The 25598-nt window shown below is 39.6% G+C and carries 22 protein-coding genes and 1 pseudogene; 10 read left to right on the top strand and 13 right to left on the bottom strand.

Going from position 1 to position 25598, the window contains the following annotated elements:
- Positions 1-14 precede the first annotated feature (14 nt).
- Entirely contained in the window at positions 15-254 is a 240-nt protein-coding gene (locus tag ACJROX_RS06425; protein ID WP_408009928.1) for a hypothetical protein, read from the bottom strand.
- A gap of 201 nt (positions 255-455) precedes the next feature.
- Between ACJROX_RS06425 and ACJROX_RS06420 the strand changes: the two genes are divergently transcribed.
- From ACJROX_RS06420 to ACJROX_RS06390, 7 genes are all read left to right on the top strand, one after another.
- The gene (locus tag ACJROX_RS06420) at positions 456-785 is read left to right on the top strand and encodes an ArsR/SmtB family transcription factor (RefSeq protein ID WP_408009927.1); all 330 of its coding nucleotides are present in this window, start codon (positions 456-458) and stop codon (positions 783-785) included.
- A gap of 75 nt (positions 786-860) precedes the next feature.
- Positions 861-1385, top strand: coding sequence for an SRPBCC domain-containing protein (locus ACJROX_RS06415; RefSeq protein WP_408009926.1), 525 nt, complete (start codon positions 861-863; stop codon positions 1383-1385).
- Between the two features lie 164 nt (positions 1386-1549).
- The gene (locus ACJROX_RS06410; protein ID WP_408009925.1) at positions 1550-2074 is read left to right on the top strand and encodes an SRPBCC domain-containing protein; all 525 of its coding nucleotides are present in this window, start codon (positions 1550-1552) and stop codon (positions 2072-2074) included.
- Positions 2075-2313: 239 nt separating this feature from the next.
- Positions 2314-3231 carry a proline dehydrogenase family protein gene (locus tag ACJROX_RS06405; RefSeq protein WP_408009924.1) on the top strand — a complete coding sequence of 306 codons (918 nt, stop codon included), beginning with the start codon at positions 2314-2316 and terminating at the stop codon, positions 3229-3231.
- 57 nt (positions 3232-3288) lie between these two features.
- On the top strand, positions 3289-4920 hold the full coding sequence (gene pruA, locus ACJROX_RS06400; RefSeq protein ID WP_408009923.1) for an L-glutamate gamma-semialdehyde dehydrogenase: 1632 nt from the start codon (positions 3289-3291) through the stop codon (positions 4918-4920).
- Positions 4921-5454: 534 nt separating this feature from the next.
- Entirely contained in the window at positions 5455-5898 is a 444-nt protein-coding gene (locus ACJROX_RS06395; RefSeq protein ID WP_408009922.1) for an aldehyde dehydrogenase family protein, read from the top strand.
- 287 nt (positions 5899-6185) lie between these two features.
- Positions 6186-7457 carry a PucR family transcriptional regulator gene (locus tag ACJROX_RS06390; RefSeq protein WP_408009920.1) on the top strand — a complete coding sequence of 424 codons (1272 nt, stop codon included), beginning with the start codon at positions 6186-6188 and terminating at the stop codon, positions 7455-7457.
- A gap of 72 nt (positions 7458-7529) precedes the next feature.
- On the opposite strand, the pseudogene ACJROX_RS06385 reads toward ACJROX_RS06390, so the two are convergent.
- Positions 7530-8894: pseudogene (locus ACJROX_RS06385) on the bottom strand (NADP-dependent glyceraldehyde-3-phosphate dehydrogenase); the annotation flags it as partial.
- Positions 8895-9238: 344 nt separating this feature from the next.
- On the bottom strand, positions 9239-9946 hold the full coding sequence (locus ACJROX_RS06380; RefSeq protein ID WP_408009919.1) for an aspartate/glutamate racemase family protein: 708 nt from the start codon (positions 9944-9946) through the stop codon (positions 9239-9241).
- 111 nt (positions 9947-10057) lie between these two features.
- Between ACJROX_RS06380 and ACJROX_RS06375 the strand changes: the two genes are divergently transcribed.
- A complete protein-coding gene (locus ACJROX_RS06375; RefSeq protein WP_408009918.1) occupies positions 10058-11464 on the top strand; it encodes a PLP-dependent aminotransferase family protein in 1407 nt (468 codons plus the stop codon).
- Positions 11465-11564: 100 nt separating this feature from the next.
- Here ACJROX_RS06375 and ACJROX_RS06370 read toward each other — a convergent pair whose 3' ends face one another.
- The 7 genes from ACJROX_RS06370 to ACJROX_RS06340 all read right to left on the bottom strand — a co-directional run bounded on the left by ACJROX_RS06370 (position 11565) and on the right by ACJROX_RS06340 (position 20678).
- Entirely contained in the window at positions 11565-12671 is a 1107-nt protein-coding gene (locus ACJROX_RS06370; protein ID WP_408009917.1) for an endospore germination permease, read from the bottom strand.
- On the bottom strand, positions 12672-13886 hold the full coding sequence (locus ACJROX_RS06365) for a Ger(x)C family spore germination protein (protein ID WP_408009916.1): 1215 nt from the start codon (positions 13884-13886) through the stop codon (positions 12672-12674). It lies immediately after the preceding gene.
- A gap of 47 nt (positions 13887-13933) precedes the next feature.
- Positions 13934-14167, bottom strand: a complete 234-nt coding sequence (locus ACJROX_RS06360; protein WP_408009915.1) for a hypothetical protein — start codon at positions 14165-14167, stop codon at positions 13934-13936.
- A 181-nt stretch (positions 14168-14348) separates the two neighbouring features.
- On the bottom strand, positions 14349-15944 hold the full coding sequence (locus ACJROX_RS06355; protein ID WP_408009914.1) for a spore germination protein: 1596 nt from the start codon (positions 15942-15944) through the stop codon (positions 14349-14351).
- A gap of 624 nt (positions 15945-16568) precedes the next feature.
- The gene (locus tag ACJROX_RS06350) at positions 16569-17966 is read right to left on the bottom strand and encodes a Na+/H+ antiporter NhaC family protein (protein WP_408009913.1); all 1398 of its coding nucleotides are present in this window, start codon (positions 17964-17966) and stop codon (positions 16569-16571) included.
- 25 nt (positions 17967-17991) lie between these two features.
- Positions 17992-19089, bottom strand: coding sequence for an alanine dehydrogenase (locus ACJROX_RS06345; RefSeq protein ID WP_408009912.1), 1098 nt, complete (start codon positions 19087-19089; stop codon positions 17992-17994).
- Positions 19090-19298: 209 nt separating this feature from the next.
- Positions 19299-20678 carry a sigma-54 interaction domain-containing protein gene (locus ACJROX_RS06340; RefSeq protein ID WP_408009911.1) on the bottom strand — a complete coding sequence of 460 codons (1380 nt, stop codon included), beginning with the start codon at positions 20676-20678 and terminating at the stop codon, positions 19299-19301.
- A gap of 363 nt (positions 20679-21041) precedes the next feature.
- Between ACJROX_RS06340 and ACJROX_RS06335 the strand changes: the two genes are divergently transcribed.
- On the top strand, positions 21042-22142 hold the full coding sequence (locus ACJROX_RS06335) for a GerAB/ArcD/ProY family transporter (protein ID WP_408009910.1): 1101 nt from the start codon (positions 21042-21044) through the stop codon (positions 22140-22142).
- 379 nt (positions 22143-22521) lie between these two features.
- On the opposite strand, the gene ACJROX_RS06330 is transcribed toward ACJROX_RS06335, so the two are convergent.
- From ACJROX_RS06330 to ACJROX_RS06320, 3 genes are all read right to left on the bottom strand, one after another.
- On the bottom strand, positions 22522-22662 hold the full coding sequence (locus ACJROX_RS06330; protein ID WP_408009909.1) for a hypothetical protein: 141 nt from the start codon (positions 22660-22662) through the stop codon (positions 22522-22524).
- Positions 22655-23629, bottom strand: coding sequence for a helix-turn-helix transcriptional regulator (locus ACJROX_RS06325; protein ID WP_408009908.1), 975 nt, complete (start codon positions 23627-23629; stop codon positions 22655-22657). The genes ACJROX_RS06330 and ACJROX_RS06325 overlap by 8 nt, the downstream gene beginning before the upstream one ends.
- Positions 23630-23841: 212 nt before the next feature.
- Positions 23842-24039, bottom strand: a complete 198-nt coding sequence (locus ACJROX_RS06320; RefSeq protein ID WP_408009907.1) for a hypothetical protein — start codon at positions 24037-24039, stop codon at positions 23842-23844.
- Between the two features lie 357 nt (positions 24040-24396).
- On the opposite strand from ACJROX_RS06320, the gene ACJROX_RS06315 reads away from it, so the two are divergent.
- On the top strand, positions 24397-25479 hold the full coding sequence (locus ACJROX_RS06315) for an endospore germination permease (protein ID WP_408009906.1): 1083 nt from the start codon (positions 24397-24399) through the stop codon (positions 25477-25479).
- Positions 25480-25598: the final 119 nt, after the last annotated feature.

Below are 25598 nucleotides of genomic sequence, written 5' to 3'. Positions count from 1 at the left end.
CTTCGTCGCTCGATTTATGAAATAAAATACGGCAAGTAATACACTACCGTTACGATGCCACTCGTTATAACATAAATGATCGTTCCTATGATAAAAGGATTGAATGCTAGTGTGAAAGGTTTGATTTCCCCTGTGCTAACACCTGTCGTCCCTTTCAAACCAGCATTTACAGTATTGTTTGAAATTTTACCATTTAGCATCCCCATCCAGATGATGATGAAAAGTAGCAGTCCACATAAAAAAATCGACTCCATGAAACTCCATCCTACTAACCTCGAAAAGCCCCATGCTAAACCTGAGTTAAACATGAACGTCAAAAATACCAACAACAATTTCAAATGACCACCCTCTTGTGCAAAACGTTGATACCTCATTTACGAAATGAATAGAAAAAAGTTCCATGAATTTCTCAATATTCCTTGACAGGAATATTCTATTTCAGTTATATTTAATTCATGGAGAAAATATTGAGTGCGCTTGCCGAACCTAATCGCTTACAAATTATCGAACTTCTACGTGAGGAACCTTATACTGTTGGGGAAATCGCTGAACGTCTTCGGCTTCGCCAGCCTCAAGTTTCCAAACACCTCAAAGTGCTGAGTGAAGCAGGACTTGTTGAGGTACAACCAATTGCCAACAAACGGATTTACAAACTTCGTCGACAGCCATTCTTACAGTTGGATGATTGGTTGGAATCTTTTAGAAGTGTATGGGAAGAACGTTTTGACCGGTTGGATGAGTATTTGGAAGAACTGAAAGGTAAACAGAGGGAACATGGCGAATAAGGGCATGAGGATACTTTTTCGGAAGGAGGATTTTGTTTTTTTGAAGATATTTTAATTTAATCAGGAGGTTTTAAAATGTCTGAAAGCAAAGTCACCAACTGTGTTAAAACAAACGTAGAAGGAAAAAACTTGATCATTGAAAGAGTCTTTGACGCACCGCGTGAGCTCGTATTCAAAGCATTTTCGGAAAAAGAACATTTAGAGAATTGGTGGGGACCTGAAGGTTGGAAGACTACTGTACATCAATTCGAGTTCAAACCTGGGGGTGTATGGCACTATTGCATGCGGTGTGAAGACAAGAACCAGGGAGAGTTTTATGGCCAGGAATCTTGTGCAATAGCAGTCTATCGAGAAATGGTCGAGCCTGAAAAAATCGTCTATAGAAATGCATTTTCAGATGCAGAAGGTAATAAGGCAGAGGGTATGCCTGAGATGCTTGTTGCAATGACTTTTTTGGATAACAATGGGAAAACGAAAGTGATCTGTAACACTGAATTCGAGAATGAAGAGACCCTCAAGAATGTCAGGGACATGGGTATAGTCGAAGGCTTCACCTCCCAATACGAATGCTTTGATGAGTATCTCAAACAACTACAATAGTTTTTAACAATAATGGGGCTGACTTAAAGAAAAGACCAGTCTCTTGTTTCCTTCATCATTTATAGAGAAATGCACCTAAGGTATAGGTTCCTGGTTATACGGGAGCATGACCGTTGGTTTTGGTATTTTTGAATGATATTTTAATTTAATTAGGAGGTTTTAAAATGTCTGAAAGCAAAGTGACTAACAGTATCAACACAAACGTAGAAGGACGAAACCTGATCATTGAAAGAATCTTTGACGCACCACGTGAGCTTGTGTTCAAAGCTTATTCAGAAAAAGGGCATTTGGAAAATTGGTGGGGACCTAAAGGTTGGAAGACGACTGTTCACCAATTCGAGTTCAAACCTGGTGGTATGTGGCATTATTGCATGACTTGTGAAGACAAAAACCAGGGAGAGTTTTACGGCCAGGAATCTTGGGGGCTATCCATCTATCAAGAAATTGTTGAACCTGAAAAAATCGTCTATACAGATGTATTCTCGGATTCAGAGGGAAATAAGGCTGATGGTATGCCTGAGGTTCTCATCACCATGACTTTCTTGGATCATGACGGAAAGACGAAACTGATCAGCCAAACTGAGTTCGCTACTGAAGAAGCCCTCAAGCAAGTTAAGGACATGGGTGTAGTCGAAGGAGTGACTTCCCAATACGAACGATTCGACGAATATCTTAAACAAATCCAATAAATGCAAAACAACGAGCTTGAAATTCATGCTCGTTGTTTTTTCATTTGAATACATACTCAAAACCTTTCCCTTTTGTGTTGGAATCATAAAACAACATTGAAATTATTGTGGTCTTAGCACGTTGTTTCATGTGGATCATCCTCGATATAATTTTCTTAACAGATGAAATAGTCAAACAAATTCTTTGTTTACTTACCCTGGGCTGCAGGGAAAAATCAAAATAAGGAGGTGTGGTGATCTTGGAAGCCATAAGCAGGCGCTTTTTCTTGTATCTCTCCAACAACAAAGTCCTGGATCGACTGGCCAAACGTTGGGGATCAAGATTTGGGGCTGACAAGATTATAGGGGGGGAAAACTTCTCTCAGGCAATTCCGTTGATTACTCAATTGAACCGGGATGGATTCCAGGTTACAGTCGATCATCTTGGTGAATTCGTCAATTCCGTTGAGGTTGTGCGAGAACATGCTCAGGAGTGCATCCAACGTATACGAGCGATCGCTTATCATCAACTGGACACTGAAATCTCTGTAAAACTGACATCCTTAGGATTGGATATCAGTCATGACCTTGTGATGGAGCATATGGAATTGATTCTATCCACGGCGAAGGAGAGTGGAATCACAGTAACTATCGATATGGAAGATTCCTCTAGATGCCATGCCATCCTTGAGATTTATAAAACACTTCGGCGGAAGTACGAAAATTTGGGGACGGTGATCCAATCCTATCTGTATCGATCTGAGAAGGATATGGATGATCTTCAGCAATTTGCTCCCTATTTGAGGCTTGTAAAGGGAGCATATAAGGAATCTAGTAAAGTCGCATTCCTGGACAAACAAATGGTGGATGAGAATTTGAAACATCTCATCAAAAAGAATCTATTGAACGGTCATTATACAGCTGTAGCAAGCCATGATGATGCGATGATCGATTACACCATCAAATTAGTTGAAGAACACAAAATCCCGAATGACCGTTTCGAGTTTCAAATGCTTTATGGAATGAGGAACCAATTGCAGTCTGATCTTGTGAAAAAAGGGTATACTGTCCGTATTTATCTGCCTTATGGGGAGGATTGGTATGGGTACTTTATGAGACGTCTCGCGGAAAGGCCAGCAAATGTTGCGTTTGCTTTGAAAGGAATCTTAAGCAAGTAAATTTAATTGAAAAATTTTATATCTATTTAGTATTTAAACAGAAAGGAATGTGAAAAAATGAGTAACGGAATTTTCAAAATCCCAACACCTAAAAATGAGCCTGGCAATTCATATGCTCCAGGTACAAAAGAAAGGGAAACATTAAAGGCAGAATTAAAACGCCAATCTGATAACGTAGTCGATATCCCTGTGATTATTAATGGAGAAAATATTAAGACAGATACAGTGAAGCAAGTGGTAATGCCGCATGATCATCAACATGTTTTGGCAAACTTTTCGCAAGCTGGAGAAAAAGAGTTGCGTGATGCTGTAGAAGCGGCAATGGCTGCAAAAGAATCATGGGCAAATATGCCATGGGAACACCGTGCATCCATTTTCTTAAAAGCTGCTGATTTAATCTCTGGTCCATACCGTGACGTAATGAATGCCGCTACGATGTTAGGACAATCCAAAACAGCTTTTCAAACTGAAATTGATGCTGCACAAGAATTAGCAGATTTCTTACGTTTTGGCGTTGATTATGCTAATCAAATTTATCAAATCCAACCGGAGAGTGTGAAGAATATTTGGAATCGTCTAGAATACCGTCCATTAGATGGTTTTGTATTGGCAATTTCTCCATTTAACTTCACAGCAATTGGTGGGAACTTACCATCAGCTCCTGCAATGATGGGGAACGTAGTCGTTTGGAAACCAGCAACAACTGCTATACTATCAAACTACTACTTTATGCGTATTCTAGAAGAAGCAGGATTGCCAAAAGGCGTAATCAACTTCGTACCTTCTCGTGGTTCACAAGTATCGGAAGTAGTATTAACAGACCCTCGTATGTCTGGATTCCATTTTACTGGATCAACAAGTACGTTCCAAACAATTTGGAAAACAGTAGGAGAAAACATTACAAACTATAAATCATATCCTCGTTTGGTTGGGGAAACCGGTGGAAAAGACTTTGTATTTGCTCATGAAACTGCACAAGCAGACAAAGTAGTAGCTGGCCTTGTTCGTGGTGCGTTTGAATACCAAGGTCAAAAATGTTCAGCAGCCTCTCGTGCTTACATCCCTGCAAGCATGTGGGAAGAAGTGAAAGCTGGTGTAGTGGAAGAAACTGCCAAGCTTAAAGTAGGGGATATCCAAGACTTTACAAACTTCATGGGTGCGGTAATTGATAAAGCAGCTTTTGATTCAATCACAAGCTACATCGACTATGCTGCAGCTTCTGAAGAAGCAGAAATTATTGCTGGTGGTACTTATGATGATTCTGTTGGATATTTCGTTCAACCGACAATCATTGTGACAACAAATCCAAACTTCAAAACAATGGTAGAAGAAATTTTCGGACCAGTATTAACGATTTATGTATATGAAAATGATAAATTAGAAGAAACATTGACTGCAGTAGATACAGCGTCTATGTATGCATTAACAGGCGCGATCTTTGCACAGGATCGTCAAGCGATTATGCACTTAGAACGTCGCTTATCTGGTGCAGCTGGAAACTTCTATATCAATGATAAACCAACTGGTGCGGTGATTAATCAACAACCATTTGGCGGCTCTCGTGGTTCTGGTACAAACGATAAAGCAGGTTCTGTATTTAACATGATTCGTTGGACAAGTCCTCGTATTATCAAAGAAAACTTTGCTCCAACTACAGAAATTGCATATCCTTTTATGGATGCAGACTAATTTAAAATGTAAAAAAGAGGTTGAAATATTTTGTTTCAACCTCTTTTTTTACTAGATTTATCCATCTCTTTCTAGACAGCTGAAAGGGGAAATTCACAATGTTGAGACTCCCACGGCTAAAGCCGCAAGCTCTACACCTTACGGTGAAACGGGTGGGATTCTTGAATGACTAAGCGTTCGTAGTCCATTTCTGTTTTGAACAGCCTTCAAGATAAGGGTATCTCATTACCCCTCTTAAGACAGTGCATATAGCATCTTAGGCTGATTGACTTTTACCATCAATCACAGTTCGTATAAGTGTTTTAGCGTCTTGTGTTTGACGACACATATAGTTTTACGCATGAAATGAATTAGTTCATGCAACCTTATACTATATCTAATTTTCAACGAACGAGAAATGTTTTAAAGACTTTTGCTTGTCTATAGGAAAAGTATACCATATTTCAGATACTTGAAGCATCAAAAGCTACTCCGTATCTGACCTCAATTTCATCCCATACCTAAAGGCGGTCTAAAAGACCTTCATGGGCTTTCTTGTTTGGAAAATCTGTAAAGGCAGAATTGGGACAAAGACACGATCTACTTTTAAATGGTGAAAGAATTCGGACCGAGGAAGAAATTGTTTCCCGAAATCCGGCAAACACAAAGCAAGTGGTAGGCTATGTCTCTAAAGCCAATCAGGAGATTGCAGATCAAGCTGTAGAAGCTGCAGCGGAAACCTTCAAAAGCTGGAGAAAATGGTGTGAAAGAGCCCGGGCTGAGTTGCTTTTCCGTGCAGCAAACATCATCCGTCGCCGTAAACATGAATTTTCCGTATATTTGGCAGTGGAAATATACGAGACTCCTGCGGGAACAGCGGGCCAGGCGAGAACCTGCAACGATTTAAGGACCTTCGAGTATAATAATGAACTTCGACTAAATACCACCACGTCCTGCGCCTGCGGTTACTCGGCGCAAAACTACATGGGTAGAATGTAAGTCCGTGGTCTTGTGGTGAACGTCGAGGCCAGCATAAGGAAAGCTTCTAAGAATTCTCATCGCAGACACGAAAATGATTTCATTTTTGTGTTGATATCCATGTGCAAGTGAGGAGGTTTGCAGCTCGCCCTCGGAAAGTGAGTATATTGCTCACTCCATTCCAGTAGAATTGAATAAACAACAATCTTTATGAAAGCTCTCCCTACCAGGGGGGAGCTTTTCCCTTTTCATTTAGGAATAACACGCTATAATAGGGATAATAGCTCTCGCGGAAAGGTAAGATTCCTATGGAAACAAAAGACTTGATCCTCCAGGCAGAAGATATCCATAAAGCAACAGAATTGATCAGTTCAAAATTAGGCAACCCAGTGATTATTGAAAACAAAAATTTTGAATTGATTTCCTATAGTTCCACTTTCGATAAATTCGATCAAACACAGCAAAAGACGATCCTATCCAAAAAATGTCCGATCTTCATCATCGATCGACTCAAAAAAGAGGGCATTGTACATCGCCTCGAAAAACATCCTGATCCGATCCGGGTCCAACCTATGGAAGAGTTAGGGTTCCATCAGCGTGTCGTCATTGCAGCAAAGTACCTGGGGAATACCATGGGATATATTTGGATCCAGGAATCCAGGCATCTTCTTCAAAATGAAGAGCTTGCTTTCCTTGAAGAGATCTCCCCTCACCTTGGGAATTTGATCAATGATGCTTACGCAAGGGTCAATGTCAAAAAAAGCAAAAAAGAAGAAGTATTATGGCGGCTGCTTCAACATGAATATGGAAGTGAAAGTCAATTGCGCCATGATGCTTCCCTGGCCAAACTGACATTGCCGGAACGGTTTACAGTCGCGGTTTATTCGATAACATCCCCGCACTATAAGCCTATGCTCGATCATCTTGAGAGGCTGGTGCACGATTCCCGTCTCCATTCGAACATCTATACATTGAAAACGGAATACCAAATGATCCTCGTTCTATACGGGAAAGCAGCCAAACCGTTTTCTACGCTTGAATTAGCCAGGAATCTGACTGAAATGGTCAAAGAACAAACAGGAGAAGAACAATTTTATAACTTTTTGATCGGGGTGGGAAAGGAATACACCTCGTTGCATCAAATGAGAAAGAGCTTTTTAGAAGCGTTGGAGGTCATTGAGACAGCAAACTTCATCAGTCCGCGTCCCGAATCGATGCCGCGGGAATTTGCTCAATTGGGAATATATCGGTACTTGCCTACCCTCTATGAAAAAAACACGTCAAAGGATTATTATAGTGATGATCTATTGTCACTGATCAAGAATGATGCCGAAAAACAGACTGATCTACTCCGGACACTTGAAGTGTTTTTGGCGAATGACGGAAAGGGTAAGCAGACTGCTAACGAATTGTTCATCCATCCGAACACCTTGAACTATCGGATGAAAAAAATTCAAGAGCTCACTACGATCGATTTCAATGATTTCAATATGAAAGTCTATCTCTATACTGAATTACTGCTGTTGAATAATGTTAAAGCCTACTATCAACGGTATTTAGATGCTTTGAAAGGAATTTGATCATTCTAACATTCAAAAGGGCTGACCCTAGAGAAGGTGTCAGCCCTTTTGAATGTATTTGCTATTTGCCGATCAAAGATTGAGCACAAAAACTTTATCCCTAGTCATGGATTCGATGCTTCGGCGTACACCTTGTGCACCGAGCCCGGATTTTTTGGTGCCGATAAACGGAAAGTGGTCTGGACCTCTTTCTGTTTTAGCATTCAACTGTACTGAACCAACGTTTAACTTTGAACCCAATAAGATCGCTTTTTGAACATTTTTCGTAAAGATGCTTGCTTGTAAGCCGTACTCTGAATCGTTAGTATACTTGATCATCTCTTCCTCCCTGTTTAGACGAAGGATCGGTAATACTGGTCCAAACGGCTCCTCCCAGGCAATTCTCATATCAGAAGTTACATTATCCAGTAGAGTAGGATGCAACAAATTCCCTTCCCGTTTGTTTCCAACAACCAGAGTAGCACCTTTTCTAATCGCATCATCAATTAATTCTTCAACATAGTTTGCTGCTTTGGTATCGATTAACGGAGTAATTGTCGCATCTTCTTCTGGAAGTCCGATTGATAACTGATCGATGTTCGCTTTTATGACCTTGACGAGATCATCTGCTACATCATCGTGAACGAATACACGTTTAATAGCTGTACAGCGTTGTCCAGAATAAGAAAAAGCTCCGCTCACTATTTGCTTTGCAGCTAAGTCTAAATCTGCATCTTCTAAAACAATAGCTGGATCTTTGCCGCCTAATTCCAAAACAAGCGGAATCATTTTGGATTTTGAAGCGATGGCTTGTCCTGTTGCAGAACTTCCCGTGAATGTAATCATGTCAATATTTGGATGTGTAACCAAGAAATCGCCGATTTCAGACCCTTTCCCAGTCACAGTTTGAACAATTTCTGGCGGGATACCGGTTTCGAGCAGGGCTTCGATCATAAGTAAACCGCTTAAAGCACCTTGAGATGCAGGTTTGAACACTACTGCATTTCCACTGATAAGGGCTGGTGCAATCTTGGAAGCAGCAAGGTTAACCGGGTAATTGAACGGTGAGATTGCAAGGATGACACCCAATGGCTCTTGATCAATCATGGCAATTTTCGATGCGTTGCCTCCTTTGAAGGAATCCCCTTTCATCAGTTCCCCGTGCATTCGGCAACCCTCTTCAGCAATATATCGGATCAAGTCTGCTGTCCGAACAACCTCTTTATTAGCAGAAGTGATCCCTTTCCCTACTTCTTTGGAAATGGTCGCGGCGATTTTCTCCTGATTTTTCAACAATTGATCTGCCCATTCATGGAGAAATTCAGCCCTTTTATACAAATCAATGCTATACCAATGAGGTTGAGCTTCTTTTGCCTCATTTATTACGTTTTCTACTTCTTCCTGCTCCATTAAGCGAATGGTTCCAATATGTTCTTCTCCAGTAACAGAATAAACTTCTTTTTCGTTAGCAAATGCGGTTATGCTAATCACTCATCACTCCATCCATAATATTTTGAAAGATTTTTCTGACTATTAATTATATTAGTTATAAAAATGAAATCAAATTTAATGTAAACGGTAACATCCTTTGATAAAGCGCTATCATCCATCCTATCCTTTTAAATAATAGAATATTCTTAAAATAAATGCCCATGATACTTCTATATAAAAATGCCGGGTCCACCTTTTTTGGATCCGGCTGTTTTATGTCCTCTTTTATCTCATGCCGTTCTCGTCCTTTTAAACCTTAACAAGTGAGAGATTGATCAATGTCAACAGCCTCCATGAATGAAAACACTTTCTCAACACCTAAGCAGGTCTTTCATTGCCAGCTCTACTGCCGTTCTTGCATGGATGCTTGTTGTATCAAACAGTTTCATGCCTGTGTCATTCTGTTTGACCAGGAGTGGTATTTCTGTACAACCAAGAATGACACCTTGAGCTCCCCTCTCTCTTAGCCGTTCAATCACATCAAGATATCGTTTCTTCGAGTATGGAAGCATTTTTCCTTGGCATAGTTCATTAAAAATCACATCGTGGACGATTTCTTGATCCTCTTCGTTGGGGGTGATTACTTGTATATTGTGTTTCAGTTGGAAACGATCTTTATAAAAGTTCGTATCCATTGTATATTTTGTTCCTAGTAGCCCAACACAGTCTAGACCCGCTTCTTTGATTTTAGAGGCAGTAGTATCAACGATATGCAATAAAGGAACGGATAGATTGCTCTGTACTTCTTCTGCCATCTTATGCATTGTATTGGTACATATCAAGATCAAGTCAGCACCTGCTCTTTCTAACGTAACCGCTGCATGGATCATTTTGGTCGTAGCCAAGTCCCATGCCCCGGATTTTTGCAGTCGGACAATCTCCTCAAAATCAAATGAATAGAGCAGGCACTTTGCTGAGTGTACCCCTCCCAATTCCGATCTTACTTGTTCATTTATGATCCGATAATATTCCGAAGTAGACTCCCAGCTTAAACCACCAATTAAACCTATTGTTTTCATCCTCTGTACCTCCAATTGAATTTATGAGAAGGATAACATGATATACTGGTATGTAATAGAACCAATTTATCATCATTTTTATAGTACCAATTTTAATTAGGAGGACTTTCTTTGCTGAATTTTTCTGTAAATCGATTTTCTGAGAAGACACTACCTCAACAGGTCTATGATCAAATAAGTAACAGAATATTGAACAATGAGTTCCAAGCCGGGGAACGACTTCCTTCTTCCAGGGAACTTGCAAATAATATCGGTGTGTCACGGAATGTTGTCTTAGAAGCATATGACCAATTGATGATTGAAGGATATATAGAAGTCAGACCTGGTTCTGGAACTTATGTATCACAAGGTTCTTCCTTATTGGTTAAAAAATCAGAGCAGCCATTGGAATTAGAAGATCAAAATCATGTTTCGGAACCCTTTCCATCGGTTGATGCCATCGACTTTAAAGCAAGCAACCCTGCCATGGACTATTTCCCAAGAAGCATCTGGGGGAATCTTACCAAGGAAGTTTGTTTACATTCAGAGGATCGTTTATTCGGGTATAACCCTTCACAAGGGATCACCGAGCTAAGAAATGTTTTAACCCGTTATCTTTCAAGAGTTAGAGGCGTGAAATGCCATCCTGACCAAATCATCATTACATCAGGGGCGACACAAGGTCTTTATTTGATTACAAAGTTTCTGACGACTCATAACAAAAAAGTTATCATCGAGGATCCAATCGCTGATGAGATGCTTCCCATCTTTAAAAACGCCGGAGCGGACGTTTTGCCAGTACTAGTAGATGAAAAAGGAATAATGACCGAATGCCTGCCAACCAATCATGATCCCAGCTTTATATTCGTCGTTCCATCCCATCAATTTCCGTTAGGTGGCACCTTACCTATCCAGAGAAGAATTCAATTGATTGAATACGCGAGAGAACATAATGCTTACATTGTGGAGGATGATTATGACAGCGAGTTTACCTATGAGGGAATTCCTGTCGCTTCTATGCAAGGGTTGGATCCTGATAATGTCATATATGTCGGAACATTCAGCAAGATCTTATCTCCTTCCCTCAGGATCGGATATATGGTGTTGCCCTGGCACCTCGTGGAACAATTCCGCCAAAAAAAATGGTATCTGGATAGACATACCGGTACCATTGATCAGATGGTTCTAGCCCATTTCATCAATGAGGGTTACCTGGATCGGCATGTAAGAAGGATGAAAAGCATCTATAAACAGAGAAGGAAGGCAATGGTCCGTTCAATCAGTAAACACTTTAGTCATTTCAAAATTCATGGAAAAGCAGCTGGAATGCATTTAGTATTGGAATTAGAGGGAGTTGATTTCACTGAAAAATTGGTCAATCGTATAAAAGACCAAGGCGTAATCATTTATCCAATAGAACCATACGCCATTTCAAAAAGGAAACATAAAAATAAGATCGTTATGGGATATGGCAGTTTAACCGAGGATTTAATCGAAGAAGGGGTTTCACGCATAAAGAAAGTTTTAGAGAATCTTTAAGGGGATACAACTTTGTAAGCTCGATGATACCTCTAGTATTTAAAGTTAGAGACTCTTATAGTAAACTGATTCATCATACCTATCACCACTCACTAATTTCTCAAGTTTTTTTCTGATCCATTTTTTTTCGAAAAACAGCCACTACTAACAGCAATAAGGGTAAAAATATCCCTACTGTCAATGAAAAAGCGTTTGCCGTTTCTGTATCCCACTCTTGTTGATAAACAACATTAGGATAGACGATAAGAGAAAGGACGATGGCAATCATCCCTAAAGGCAAAGTGAAAGGTCGATAATCTTTTATTTCCAGAATTTGTGTAAACCCTAAAACAGAAGCGTAAAAATAAAGAACCAGCTTGAAATAGATGGTAATCATCCACAATCCGGCCATGATTGCATCGATCCGTGTCAAAAAATTACCGATATTGATCTTTTTGGTCAACTCATAGCCCGGATAAATTTGATTTGATGAATCAAAAGGGCCAAGAACCAAAATACCCAGCAGAGTAATGATGATCATTACTAGTCCCCCTGTCAAACTTCCGATCAAAAAAGATTTTTGAGCTTCTATCGGCTGATTGACATTGGCTGGAAAAATCATCAATAAAACAACCGCATTTATCGTTGATGTCACGACCAAAAAAATACTTGCCCGAAGCAAAGGTTTTAACTCTACCTCAAACACAGGCTGTATGTTTTCAAATTCAATTTCGGGACTGACAAAAAACACTAGGCAGATAAATAAGATAAAGAAAGTCATGATCAAAATCTCTGCTGATCGTGCAAATGTTTCCAGACCATATCGTACTGCCATCACCATTATGATACCTATAAGGATTACAAGGGACCCAAGCGGCGTTTCTGGCATGATTTCTGTAATAAAGAAATTGCCAGCATAAAATAGAAGGGCAGAAGTATAGGCAAAGGTCATTGAAAAAAATATGATGGATACCATTTTCCCTAACCATTTACCTAAAACCCTTTGATTCATTTGCACAAAGGTCATATCAGGAAACATGAGAGCTAGTTTATTGTATAAAAATATGACTAACAAACCCATTCCAACACCAAGGATCGCTGCAATCCAAGCATCTTGTTTCGCCTCGGAGGCAAGCGTTGCTGGAACAATCAAAATGGACGTGCCAATTGTAAACAAAATGACCAATTTCCTGAATTGACGTGCCGATATGTTTTGGTTATCTAACACCTAATCACCCCCCTCTATTTTTTCAAGCGGTGAATTTCCAATTGTACCAAGCCGTCGAATCTGTACATCTACTTTCACCTCTATCGGCATGTCCGTAAATTTTTCGTCCCAATCCTTTTTTGCCTTTTTCCAATAGTCAGGATTTGAACGGTGGATCGCCTCCCCAAAGCCAAAAAGATCGAGTTTAAAGTCTTCCTGTGCTGTGGTGATCGTTGATTCAATTATTTCCTTGAGTTTTTTTTCTGATTTTTTTTCCAATTCATCAATCGTTTTCGTTTTCGTCAAATCAAGCTTCTTGCATTGAACATCGCCAACATTCCCTTCCAACTTAATTTCAATCGTTCCTTTTGGTGAACCATCTTCAACCTTACCTTTCAGATCAGCTTTTGTACGAATCACCTCAACCCCTACTTTCCCATTTCCTTCTGGACAAGACACTTCACCAATTGTACTTTTTACCTTGCCTAGAACATAATTAACCCCTTTACTCTCACGTTCGTCCAACCATCCGATTAGTTTATCATCTTTAAACACGGCCATCCCGCCATATTTCAATTTGACATCAGCTTCAATTTCTTGAACATTCTCCATCATTTCTCCTGCTTTTTTATTTTCCCCTATTACATGGACTCCCGTTAAGTTGGGATGTATTCCCTCACTCACGATGTCCGCAGTCAGTTCATCCAATGTAACTGTCATCGAAGGAGCCCATGCTTTCTCGGACGATTCAAGAGATGAAAACAGCTTGTTTGCAGGAATATCCTCCAATCCTGTCGTCACTTTCAATACATTCTCCGCCTTTGTATTTTTCGCAATGATAATGTAAAAGTCTGTTCGCAATTCGTGATCCCTTGATAAAAAATCTAATGTTTCTCCAATTCCTTCTTCGGCTAACTCTTCACTTATTACAAGAACTCGGAGATGAGGAAAGTAAAGTTTTCTAGCTGTACCCGTAGTCATTCTTCTTATCGCTTCAAAGACCGTGTCTCCTTTTTCTTGATATAGTGTAACTGGTGATTTCTGACCTCCTCCTTGTTTAGCAGCTACTTGACCTGGAGTGACAACCTGAGTAGAAACAACATACCCCTCATCTGATTTATCGACCGCCATCGCAACCGTGATGGCAAGTTCATTCAGCTCCCGCCGGTTCCAACAACCCGTCAAAAGATTTAGCAAAAGGAAAATAATGATGAATAAACTGATTGTTCTTTTCATACTTGATCCTCCTTTCTTGCGTTCTCAAGGATTTTCCCCATTCACCTTTATTTCAATAACCACATCATTAAATCAGTTAACGGTTTGAATATGACTGCAATCCAATCGAACGGATTGGGAACATTCAAATCCAAACCTACTGCAATACTTAATCCGATCCCAATGAGAAGCAGCACCGAAAAAACCCATAGCTCCTTCTTCTGTCTTTTCTTCCAAAGCGGAGGTACTTCTATAATGGTGATCAAGATGGCTACGAGAAGTACTCCTGTAATAACCCACATATCGAATTACTCCTTTAATTTTACGAACATTGGATCCAGCTGCTTCAATTGAACCATTGGTATCAAATTCATTCCTTTTCGATCGGCAGTCCTGTTCTCGATCAAACAAGGTCCGTTTCATTTTCAACCATGCATGTCTTTCCATAAAAAAATGGTGATCGGTCAATACCTTTTTCGGATGCTATTTTCGTTTCCGGGACTCCGGCTTTGGTGACGGATTATCTTCCCGCTTTAAATTTTTCTGGCTGATCAGACGTGGACGTGAAAATAAACCCCAGTGTGGAAACCGGATAAACACATCCTTTTGCCCTTCAATATTGAAAGGAGCAAGTGGTGACATATAAGGTACGCCGAATGAACGCAAACTGCATAAATGAAGAGTAAGGGCGATCAAACCGACTATCATCCCGAATAAACCAAACGAGGCAGCCAGTCCCATAAAAATAAAACGCAACATCCTTACGGAAATAGAAAGATTGAACGAACTGACAATAAAGCTTGAAATCGCGGTGATCGCTACAACAATAACCATTGCTGCGGAAACAATGCCGGCATCGACAGCCGCTGTTCCAATGACGAGTGTCCCGACAATTGAAACCGCCTGACCGATCGTCCTCGGCATTCGAACTCCGGCTTCCCTCAATATTTCAAATGTGACTTCCATCATAAGTGCTTCAATGAAGGCAGGAAATGGTACTCCTTCCCGTTGAGCAGCCAGGTTAATGAGCAACGGTGTCGGCAGCATTTCCTGATGAAACGTCGTAATCGCGATGTATAAGGATGGACCAAGGAGCGCTATGAAAAATCCAATGAACCGAAGAATACGGAGCAGTGTAACAATATCTGCTCGTTGATAATAATCATCTGCTGTTTGGAAAAATTGAACGAACAGTGACGGAACGATTAGAGAATGAGGGGTTCCATCAACAAAAATAGCGATACGTCCCTCTAAGAGATTTGCAGCTGTGACATCAGGGCGCTCTGTAGTGAACATAGTAGGGAAAGGTGTATATGTCTCATCTTGGATCAACTCTTCAATATAGCCGGTTTCCAGAATACCATCGATTTCAATTCTATCAAGTCGTCGACGAACTTCTTCTACCACCTTGTCATTGGCAATGTTTTTTATATAGGCAATTGAAACGTCTGTTTTCGTAACCGTTCCAATCTTTTTCGTTTCTAACCAAAGGTTGCGATCGTTGACTTTGCGTCTTAACAGTGCTGTATTGGTACGTAAGCTTTCTGAATAAGCTTCCTTTGGACCTCGTACCGTACTTTCAGTTGTTGCTTCTGTTACGCCGCGGTCTTTCCCCCCCTTCATGCTAATCGCAAAGCCTTGTGTATAACCGTCCAGCAAGATGATTACACTCCCTGATAACAAGGAAGTGAAGAGAGTGCTGTAATCGGTTATATCTGTTAAATCTCCGACTGTTAAGACAGAATCTTTCATCAGCTGCAGCAGGTCTTTTTTGTTAGTGATACTCTTGTCCAGACCTGAATCCTGTACATCCAGCATTAAGGATTCCAGAATGAAATTTTGAATGGAGGGTGTATCAATCAAGCCCTCAGTATAAATGATCCCTGCTTTTATGCTGCTTTCTTTTCCTATGCTAATTTCCCGGATGATGATATCATCGCTGTTACCAAGTGCTTCTTTTACTATTTGTATATTTTCTTTAAGATTCTCACTAAACTGTTCTTTATTTTTAATTTGATCGTTTTGTGTAGGCAAGGATTGGCTCCGTCGATTTTTAAACGATTTTTTTATACGTCTCATCTTTTCCCTCCTGCCACTTTTCAATTTATTATTTCCAACATAGTCCATTGTAAACTTAAGGTGAAAAAACAGTTAAACCATTGTCGTCAACAAAATTTGCAGACAGTTATGGCTTTTTGGCGTATAGAATAGAAGAGCTTATAATATGTCGGCTTTGTTAATTACTATTCCTACATAGTTAGGTTTGGAGGCGGATATGGAAAAACCTAATAAATACCTTTAGGAGTAGAGGCAAAACAGGATGGCTGGTTGCCGGAACTGTCAGAATGAAGTGGGATTATTTTATTTCTTCGTATAATTACTTATACCACCACTATCTAAATTTACTATTAACAGGTTATATCCCAGAAATTTTTGATAGATAATAGTAAATTGTCATGTTGTCATACATTTTATTCCTAATATATGGAGCGTAGAGAGTTAGCGCTGTATCACTGAATAAAAGTATGGACAAAATCATGGGAACTATTCTTGTTTTAATCTTTACTATGGTTTTATCAAAGCTTAGAAACTATTGCGGGGATCATTTTGATCTTAGGACAATAAAAAAAGGCCATAATGGCCCTTTTTTATTATCAATGCCCTCATCTTTATTCTTTTACATACTATTTTAACAACCTGGTTCTAGACAAAAACGACCCCTACGATCAGATAAAAAACACATGCAACCGCAGCTACTGTCAAGGCATATGGTATCTGTGTTTTGACATGATCCATGTGATCGGAGGCTGCTCCAGTAGAGGCTAGAACAGTGGTATCTGACAATGGCGAACAATGGTCCCCGAAAACACCTCCACCTCCAACAGCTGCTATTGTAGCCAAAACAATTGTCGTCACCTCATCACCTGTATAGTTAAATACAAGCGGGACTGCTAACGGCATGACGATTGCAAAAGTACCCCATGAAGAACCTGTCGCAAAAGCAATGATCGCAGCAATTATGAAGGTAGCAACCGGCAGCATGCTTGGGATCAACCAATCTTCGCTGACGGAAACAATGTAATTGGCTGTCCCGATGTCCTCTGTCAATTTGTTCAATGCATAGGCAAACGCTAAAATGATGATCGCAGGTAATACACCTTTCATCCCGGCAGTGGCTGTTTTCATAATTTCATTAAACGGAATACCCTGTATTCGCATGATAACGCCTAAAATGACAGAAGCTGTCAAAAATGCCTCCATTGTTTTTGCTGAATCCAATACGATGAACGTACCTACCGCAATGGAAATCACAATCAAGACAGGCAGGAAAAAGTTCAAGAAGATATTAGGTTTTATTCCCTTGAATGGCGGTGTTTCAGTCAATTCTTCTCCCATTAACGGTTCCGCTCCGTCACGCAACACCTTTCCTTCATTCAGTGCCCGTTCTTCTGCTTTTCTCATCGGGCCATAATCTGGGATGATCCGCATTGCAAGTAGACCAACAAAGAGAACCGATAATAAAGCATAGAAGTTAAAGGGTATAGCTTGAACGAATACTTTCATAGCCGAATCGGGACTTGCTATGGAACCCATACCGACTAATAAGCCTGAAATATATACGGCCCAACCTGTGATCGGAACGATGACACTTACAGGCGCAGAAGTTGAATCTGCGATGTAAGACAGTTTTTCTCTTGATATTTTCGCTTTATCTGACAAATTTCGCATTGTAGACCCGACAAATAACGGACTAAAGTAATCACTGAAGAAAACAAACATGCCCAAAAACCAGGAAACCAGCTGTGTCTTGACCCTGCTTAAATTCTTACGCTCCATGACTAACGTAAATTGCTGAATGGCACCCGTTCTTTGGAAAAAAGCAATTAACACTCCGATAAAAAGTTCAAGTAATAAAATCCACGAAAAACTAGTGGTACCTAATGCTTCTTTCAGTAAGTTGGGGAATCCCAATAGCCCTTGACCAGCTAATAGGACTCCGACAAAACAGGCAACAGCAAGCGAGAAAACTGTATTTCTCGTTATAAAGGCCAACAAAATCGCAATCGCTGCTGGTACAAGTGATAAAATTCCTAAATCCATACTCTTCCTCCTTCTTATTAAAAAATCAGTTCAACAACTCTTCTGGTTTCACCCATTGTCGATTTTGAATAATTCCTGTTTCTTCATGTGTCAACATGCCTTTATATACAGTAAGTCCTCTACAAAGATAACCATCATCACGTAATGCTTGTTCAACACCTTTATCGGCAATCGATTGAATATACGGGAAAACAGAGGCAGCATACGCGATTGATGCTGTGTTTGGAACAGCACCTGGTATATTGTCCACCCCAAAATGGATAACACCATCTATCGTATAAATCGGTTCTTCAAACGTTGTTGGTCGATAGGTTTCAATAGCTCCTCCCACGTCTGCGCTGATATCAACAATCACAGATCCCTTTTGCATCGTTCCAATCATTTCCCTAGTAATCAGATGGTCTGTTCGTTGTTTCGGCCATTTTACACAGTTGATGACAAGGTCCACATGCGGCAAAATTTCTCTAATTGTTTCTTGATTCGAAAACCCAGTCGTAACATTCTTAGGAAAAAGATACTGAGCTTCTCGTAAGACACCGATATTAATGTCCAGTAACCTCACTTGTGCTCTCAATGAAGCGAGGATGTCAACCGCGCTTTTTCCGACGATACCTCCTCCTAGTACCAACGCTTGGATTCCTGGAACACCTCCAATCCCCCCTACTAATTTTCCTGATCCACCGTTTGGAGTAAGAAGGTATTGGATTCCCATTAAGGCACCCAGCTTCCCTGCCACCTCGCAATTTGGCGATCCGAATCGATGAGTATCCTCTGCTGTAATCGCCACAACTTCCTTTTCAAGCAACGCATCAACCTCGTCCTTGTTTGCCGCAGGATGCAGACATGAGAAAACAATTTGCCCCCGCTGAAGTAGAGAATACTCTTCGGGACTGACTTCTTTCACTTTTACAACCAGATCGGTTCGATCGAAAATCTCTTTTGCATGCTGTACAATCTCTGCCCCTGCTTTCAGGTAAGATGGATCGGGAAATCCCGCCTGGAGTCCCGCGTTCTTTTCCACCAATACAGCATGACCTTTACGAGACAACTGCTTCACTTCGGTTGGTGTTAAAATGACACGTGATTCTCCACTTTTAACTTCCTTTAAAACTCCGATTTTCATCTGTCTATTCCTCCCAGTCTTTTTCTGACTTATATACTTATCATGCAAAACTCATGCCAATTCAAAATACCTGGGAAGATTGAACAAAAAAGCAGGCAAAACCCCCTTACAAAAGGATTTTTGCCTACAATTGAATTGGTTTAGAATTATGAAAATTGTTATAAAACAGGCAATAGATCGTTAAAATTTCGGCACCCATCACCTATATGTCAGTCGATTCCATATTGATTCATTTTATTCTGCAACGTTTGTCTAGGAATCTCTAGCATCCTAGCGGCTTTTGATACATTCCCGCGTGTTAGAAGAATAGCTTGTTCGATTCTAGCTTTTTCTAAATTCGCAATTTCATCTTTTAATGGTTTGACTTTGGTAGAGGAAAACGATTGTTGTACATCCAGCAAATGTTTGATTTGCTGTTCTAAATGGATGTATTGCAATGTATCTTCACAAGAGTCAGCCTGATTTAAAGCGTATTCGATCACATTTTCAAGCTCTCTGACATTTCCTGGCCAATCATAACTCAGTAAAACTTCAAGAGAATTTCTTGAGATATGAGCAATATTTTTGTTATGGCTTTTATTCAATTTACTGATAAAGTAATCAACCAACAATGGTATGTCCTTTTTCCTTTCACGTAATGGAGGAATTGCCAGCGTCATAACTCCAAGTCTGTAATATAGATCTTGGCGTAAATTTCCATCCCTTACACATTGCGCTGGATGTATGTTGGATGCCGTAATGATCCGGACATCAACCTTTCTTAGCTTTGTGTCACCTAACCTCCGAATGTAACCATCCTCCAATACCCTAAGCAGTTTAGCCTGAAGATGAATGGGCATCGAATTTATCTCATCAAGGAACAGGGTTCCTCCGTCAGCCAGTTCAAACAAGCCAGGATTGTCCTCGGCACCTGTAAAACTTCCTCGTTTTGTGCCGAACAAGATACTTTCAATTAAACTCTCAGGAAGGGCAGCGCAATTCTGTGTAATGTATGGTTTTAAAGATCGTTTACTCTCATTGTGTATTGCATGTGCAAACAATTCTTTGCCTGTCCCTGTTTCCCCGTATAAAAAAACTGAAGAATCCCCACTAGCAAACTTCCTTGCAGATTCTTTCAATTGAGTCATCACTTCATCATTGGTCACGATGTCTTCAAAAGAATAAACAGCTCTTTCAGGGTTGATCTTCGTTTTTAACTGCTTACTATCAAATGAGCTTGAATCAATTTCTATAACGGAATGGGGAAAATGTTCTGCTTGGCTTATATCCTTTGAAAGTTCGATCGACCCGATAATTTTCCCATGGGCTTTTATAGGTAATGAAACATTTGTGGTTTCTTTTTCAGTTCCTCTGAAATCAACAATACTTTGTTTAGCACGGAAAATCGGCTTTCCAGTTTTCATCACCTTAAAAAGGGTGCTAGTTCGTTCTTCTAGTAAGGGAAAAGCAGAAAAAAGGTTTTGACCGATAATCTTCTCATTTTCATCAATTTCTGTATGAAACCTCGGATTAAATTTAATAGTAAATAAAATCGTTCCTGATGTATCAATAATCGTAATGCCGTCTATATATTTCAACTGGTCCAGCATTTTTACTCATCCCCATTTTATTTGCTTCATTTGCCTACCATTTTACAGAACTTTCAGTTAAAAAGCATCTCCGTATCTTTCGTCCGATAAAATACGATGTAATTACCTATAGACATCAATTTTTTAACTCTAATCCATTTTCATGTACAAAAAATGAAAGTTATAGAGTCTTGGATCGAAAAAGACACTTTATGAAAACTGACATCTTGACATTTTGGCGAACTGATACTTTATTGATTGGTCCACTACCTTTTGCCGATAAAAAAGCTGCGGTTGCCAAACATTAACTTTGTAGTTTATAAAGACTCTGTTTGGTAAATGACTAATCTCATATAGATGGTTTGTTTTGGAGGCCTAATTTAAATGGAGAAATCGAGTATAAATCCTTACCAGTTTTTCTCTTTAGTTGTCTTATTCGAGTTAGGAACCGCACTTATTGTACCTTTAGGAGTCGAGGCAAAACAGGACGCTTGGCTGGCAGAATTATTAGGAATGGTAGGTGGCATCTTTTTATTACTTCAGTATTATTACTTATATCGCCATTATCCAAATTTACTATTGACAAGCTATATTCAAAAAATTTCCGGAAAATATATTGGTTATATGATAGCTTTGTCATATATTTTATTTTTCATATACGGAGCATCCAGGGATTTGCGGGAATCAAGCGAACTGTTTTTGCTTGATTATAGTGAAACCCCTATGTCTATACTGAGCGGAATCATAATCCTTCTCGTTTGTTATGGGGTGTATCAAGGAATAGAAGTGCTGGCTAGAGCGGGTGAACTTTTTTTTATCTTAGTCATTACGATGGTGGTATTGACATTTTTTTTTACGATTGGTTCAAATATTGTTCGGTTCGAGAACTTGCTACCTGTATTGGAAAATGGATGGAAGCCGGTTATAACAACGGCATTTCCTGACCGCGTTTTTTTTCCTTACGGTGAACTGATTTGTTTTACGGTCATTCTTCCCTACTTGGATCATTCGGAAAATGGGATGAAGCTTGGAATGATTGCCATGATTTTAAGTGGCATATTATTAACTATGACGATTGTGATTGAAATTGCTGTATTTGGCGTAAACGGATGGTCGACGTCTGTGTTTCCTTTTTTGAAATTAGTCGAAAAGATAAATATAGGGGGATTTGTACAAAGCTTAGAAGCTATTGCGATGATCGTCCTGATCGTAGGGGATTTTTTCAAGGTGGCTGTATTTACTTACGCAGCTGTTATCAGCGCAACCGATTTGTTCAAAATGAAAAATCATCGAAAAGCCGTCTTGCCTATAGGGGTAATGATATTCGTTACCTCGATGATTGCAACAGATAATTTTATAGAGCACATTGAACAAGGAAAATTTGTCCTTGAAACGATCTTTCCCTTGTATGAATTTATTATCCCATTGCTATTGGTCATAGTCGTTTTTATCCGTCAAAATACTAGAGGTAAGAAATTGAATTAATATGAAATAGAACAACGAACTTAATGCACAAGCTGTTGTTTTATGTATCGGGAATCCCTCAATTTGGGAGGTTGAATTGCCATGAAACACCGAACTAATCGACAATCCAGCTGAACTTTTTGCTAAAGTTATAGTCACCTAATGGCATCAACTTTTCTCCGCCTTTGCTTAAATCCTCATATAGTCTATCAATCTCCTCTTCTATATCACATGTGATATATATGGAAAACCTTCGCCATCTCGATCAAACTCCTTTTTTAAGAAAGATTAGATTGGCCCCCTTATTCACTTTGACGGATAACTCTTGTTTTCCTTTAATCAGACTTCCCCAAGTCCAACAGATGCTGATATTGCCAGGTTCGTTCGTTTGCAACAGCGATCATAGTTCAGCACAGTCTGAAGCCCATTGTGTAGCTGTTTTGTGATTTACTTTTTCAAGATGTTCTTCAATTTTAGCTTTCGTATCTGCATCAACAAATTTTTGTTTTGATAATTCATTCCGCTCCTTTAAATCAATCATCCTCCAGTATGCTATAAAAATCCACAATCGATTGGGCTGCTTCAAGAACTTTCTCTTGCAATGCTTTTGGTTCAATCACTTTCATCTGATCTGCGAATCCTAGTATATATCCTTTTGCCTCTTCTTCCGTATTGAAAGATAACTTCACTGGGATCCAGCCCCTATCGTTCTCCCCTTCTACATCAACAAGTCGGGCAAATCGGTCGGTGAATGTCAGTCTAGGCAAGATAGAAGGGGCTGCCTCTATTTGTACATCATATTTCGGCAGCCTCTCTATGAAGGTGTTTGTTGATTCGTTCCAATACTGGCTAAGATTGAAGTCTTCCGGTCTTTCAAATGTCTCCTCTAAAGGAATTACGGATAGAATTCGTGTAGCCCTATAGTTCCTGATTTCACCCTTTTCTTTTGAAGCGATGAAATACCAGCGGCTCCCCTTCGCAACCAGTCCAAGCGGCTCGACAATACGGATGCTTACAGTTCCGTCCCTACCTCGATATTCCATTTTAATTTTGTGGTTTTTCCATATCGCCTCTTTAAGGACATCAAACGCAACGATCTTCTCCTTCTGTTTTCTCCATGTACCCGTATCCACATGAATCCGGTTCCAGATCTCCTCTCCATTATGACGATAAGATTCAGGAAGTGAAGCCATCAGTTTATTCCTCGCTTCTTCTGATGTACGGGTCAAACCCAAATCTTTGAGCAGCTGTGGAGATTGGGGGATAAATAGTGCACGAATCTCAGATTCCTTCAATCCGGTCAGATTGGTTCGGTAATTCTCCAATAAACGCCACCCCCCGTTTTTCCCTTGATCTGCGATGACCGGGATGCCGGTTCCACTAAGGGCTTCCATATCCCGATAAATGGTTCGTTCAGAGACTTCCATTTTCTCCGCTAATTGTTTAGCTGTCATTTTTCCATTGGCCTGTAACAACAACAGAATCGATACAAGGCGATCTCCTCTCATCGGATCCTCCTTCATAGGTTTTCTAAAAGATTGTGGCTATTGATGTATCTAATAATTATAGGAGTACACCAACTTTTTAGTCCGAAACGGGTTACTCTATTAAAATCATCCTTTAATTTGAAGAGGACTTTTCTCTTTGTAGGAGATCAATTATTACTGCTCCTATAATGGAAATACCAAGTATAATAGCAAGTGAAATCATTATAATCACATCATAAAATTCCTTCAAAAGCATGGGACTCATAAGGGTAGAAGTTTAATTTAATAGAGAAGAAGCTTATTCCAGCTGCAGCAATCGCAGGTATATATTTTATCAATCTATTTGATCCCCTCTTCCCTACATAGTATGTGATAAATGCCACCATACCCATTAAGACGGTGCTTAAAAAAATCGCAAGCTGAATACTCATCATTCCCCCATAAAAATAAACTCTGTCTGAATACCTAACATAAGTCATTTTGTTAGTTGTTCTTTATTACTTTAAATAAACACCACTTGCTTAATACCAATTATTTCAAATTTTCCAATCTAACTCAACCATTAATTTTACAAAAAGAGCTTACCCTACTTCGGATAAGCCACTTTTATGGTTACCTGAACTTTAGTCCATAAATATTCAGGAAAATCGTATTGCTTAGAAGTTGGTCTGTTCCAGTTTTTTTAAAGTTGGATTTTATAGCAAATATTACCTTTATAGTTAATATAACCTATTAATTTCAACTATATAGGAAATTATAGAATTAAGAAGTGACAAGGAGGGAAAGAGATGCTGGAAAAAGGTAAAATTGGAGGTTGGCAATTTACGGTATTGGTGTTTATGTTCACGACTGGAAGCTCTCTTATATTGCTCCCCTCCATGCTTGCAGCAGAAGCCAAACAGGATGCTTGGTTAGCTGCAATTTTTGGATTGGTAGTTGGACTATTGTTAGTTTGGTTATTTCAAACACTAGGAAAATTATATCCCGATATGACTTTGGTTGAATATAGTGAAAAGATACTTGGGAAATGGATAGGAAAAGCTATCTCTCTTCTATTTTTCACTTTTCCATTAATTCTAGGTGCATTCGTCCTTCGAAATATGGGGGACTTCATGACAACGCAAGTCATGCCGGAAACGCCGATCGAAGCCATCCATATTATTTTCCTTATTATTGTCTTGATGGGAGCACGCTATGGGCTTGAAACTTTAGCCCGCTCGGGAGAAATTTTATTCCCATGTTTTATCGTTCTTTTTCTTTTGCTTGTCATCTTTATTTCTCCTCAAATTGAACTGGAAAAAATTCAGCCTATCCTTGGAGAGGGAATGAAACCCGTATTACATAGTACATTTCTATTTATCGGGTTTCCTTTCCTCGAGCTGGTTATTTTCTTGATGATATTCCCTTATGTAAATGATCCAAAAGAAGCAGGAAAGGCCTTTTTCAGGGGAACATTGATGGGGGGAGTAGTTTTAACCCTGTTGACGGCTCTAGCTATCCTAGTTATGGGTGCAGATCAAACAACGAGAAATTTATACCCAAGCTATATGCTGTCACAAAAAATTAATATAGGAGATTTTTTACAGAGAATAGAAGCCATCGTAGCAATAATGTGGTTTATTTCTATCTTTTTTAAACTGACCATCTGCTTTTATGTGTCTACGTTAAGTCTGGCCCAAATATTGAAACTGAAAGAGTATCGGATCCTTGTATTCCCTTTAGGGATGATTCTTATTGTTCTTTCCCTTGTAGTCAGTCCCAATATCGTCTATATAGCTACCGATGTTATAAATGTATGGCCATCGTATGCTTCAGCATTCGGGCTTTTTATTCCATTGCTTTTGTTAGGAATAGCTGGAGTTCGAAAATAAGTTCAACTAAAAAAGTGATGAAACTATAGGGCTAATCTTAATTAGATAGCCTCGCCTTGTGCGTTAAAGAAAAACACCGATGGCTGCCTCGTATATAATCCACACTCCATTCCGCCTCC

Origin of the sequence: Pseudalkalibacillus sp. A8, from assembly GCF_045920555.1 — a bacterium.
Classification (GTDB): Bacteria; Bacillota; Bacilli; order Bacillales; family Fictibacillaceae; genus Pseudalkalibacillus.
The sequence above is the reverse complement of the archived record's forward strand: the minus strand, read 5'-3'. Positions and strand labels throughout refer to the sequence as shown.

Excerpts from the sequence above, each read along its gene's own strand:
- ACJROX_RS06425 (WP_408009928.1), bottom strand. The coding sequence starts at position 254 with ATGGAGTCGATTTTTTTATGTGGACTGCTACTTTTCATCATCATCTGG.
- ACJROX_RS06420 (WP_408009927.1), top strand. The coding sequence starts at position 456 with ATGGAGAAAATATTGAGTGCGCTTGCCGAACCTAATCGCTTACAAATT.
- ACJROX_RS06415 (WP_408009926.1), top strand. The coding sequence starts at position 861 with ATGTCTGAAAGCAAAGTCACCAACTGTGTTAAAACAAACGTAGAAGGA.
- ACJROX_RS06410 (WP_408009925.1), top strand. The coding sequence starts at position 1,550 with ATGTCTGAAAGCAAAGTGACTAACAGTATCAACACAAACGTAGAAGGA.
- pruA (WP_408009923.1), top strand. The coding sequence starts at position 3,289 with ATGAGTAACGGAATTTTCAAAATCCCAACACCTAAAAATGAGCCTGGC.
- ACJROX_RS06390 (WP_408009920.1), top strand. The coding sequence starts at position 6,186 with ATGGAAACAAAAGACTTGATCCTCCAGGCAGAAGATATCCATAAAGCA.
- ACJROX_RS06380 (WP_408009919.1), bottom strand. The coding sequence starts at position 9,946 with ATGAAAACAATAGGTTTAATTGGTGGTTTAAGCTGGGAGTCTACTTCG.
- ACJROX_RS06365 (WP_408009916.1), bottom strand. The coding sequence starts at position 13,886 with ATGAAAAGAACAATCAGTTTATTCATCATTATTTTCCTTTTGCTAAAT.
- ACJROX_RS06360 (WP_408009915.1), bottom strand. The coding sequence starts at position 14,167 with ATGTGGGTTATTACAGGAGTACTTCTCGTAGCCATCTTGATCACCATT.
- ACJROX_RS06355 (WP_408009914.1), bottom strand. The coding sequence starts at position 15,944 with ATGAGACGTATAAAAAAATCGTTTAAAAATCGACGGAGCCAATCCTTG.
- ACJROX_RS06350 (WP_408009913.1), bottom strand. The coding sequence starts at position 17,966 with ATGGATTTAGGAATTTTATCACTTGTACCAGCAGCGATTGCGATTTTG.
- ACJROX_RS06345 (WP_408009912.1), bottom strand. The coding sequence starts at position 19,089 with ATGAAAATCGGAGTTTTAAAGGAAGTTAAAAGTGGAGAATCACGTGTC.
- ACJROX_RS06340 (WP_408009911.1), bottom strand. The coding sequence starts at position 20,678 with ATGCTGGACCAGTTGAAATATATAGACGGCATTACGATTATTGATACA.
- ACJROX_RS06335 (WP_408009910.1), top strand. The coding sequence starts at position 21,042 with ATGGAGAAATCGAGTATAAATCCTTACCAGTTTTTCTCTTTAGTTGTC.
- ACJROX_RS06330 (WP_408009909.1), bottom strand. The coding sequence starts at position 22,662 with ATGATTGATTTAAAGGAGCGGAATGAATTATCAAAACAAAAATTTGTT.
- ACJROX_RS06325 (WP_408009908.1), bottom strand. The coding sequence starts at position 23,629 with ATGAGAGGAGATCGCCTTGTATCGATTCTGTTGTTGTTACAGGCCAAT.
- ACJROX_RS06320 (WP_408009907.1), bottom strand. The coding sequence starts at position 24,039 with ATGAGTATTCAGCTTGCGATTTTTTTAAGCACCGTCTTAATGGGTATG.
- ACJROX_RS06315 (WP_408009906.1), top strand. The coding sequence starts at position 24,397 with ATGCTGGAAAAAGGTAAAATTGGAGGTTGGCAATTTACGGTATTGGTG.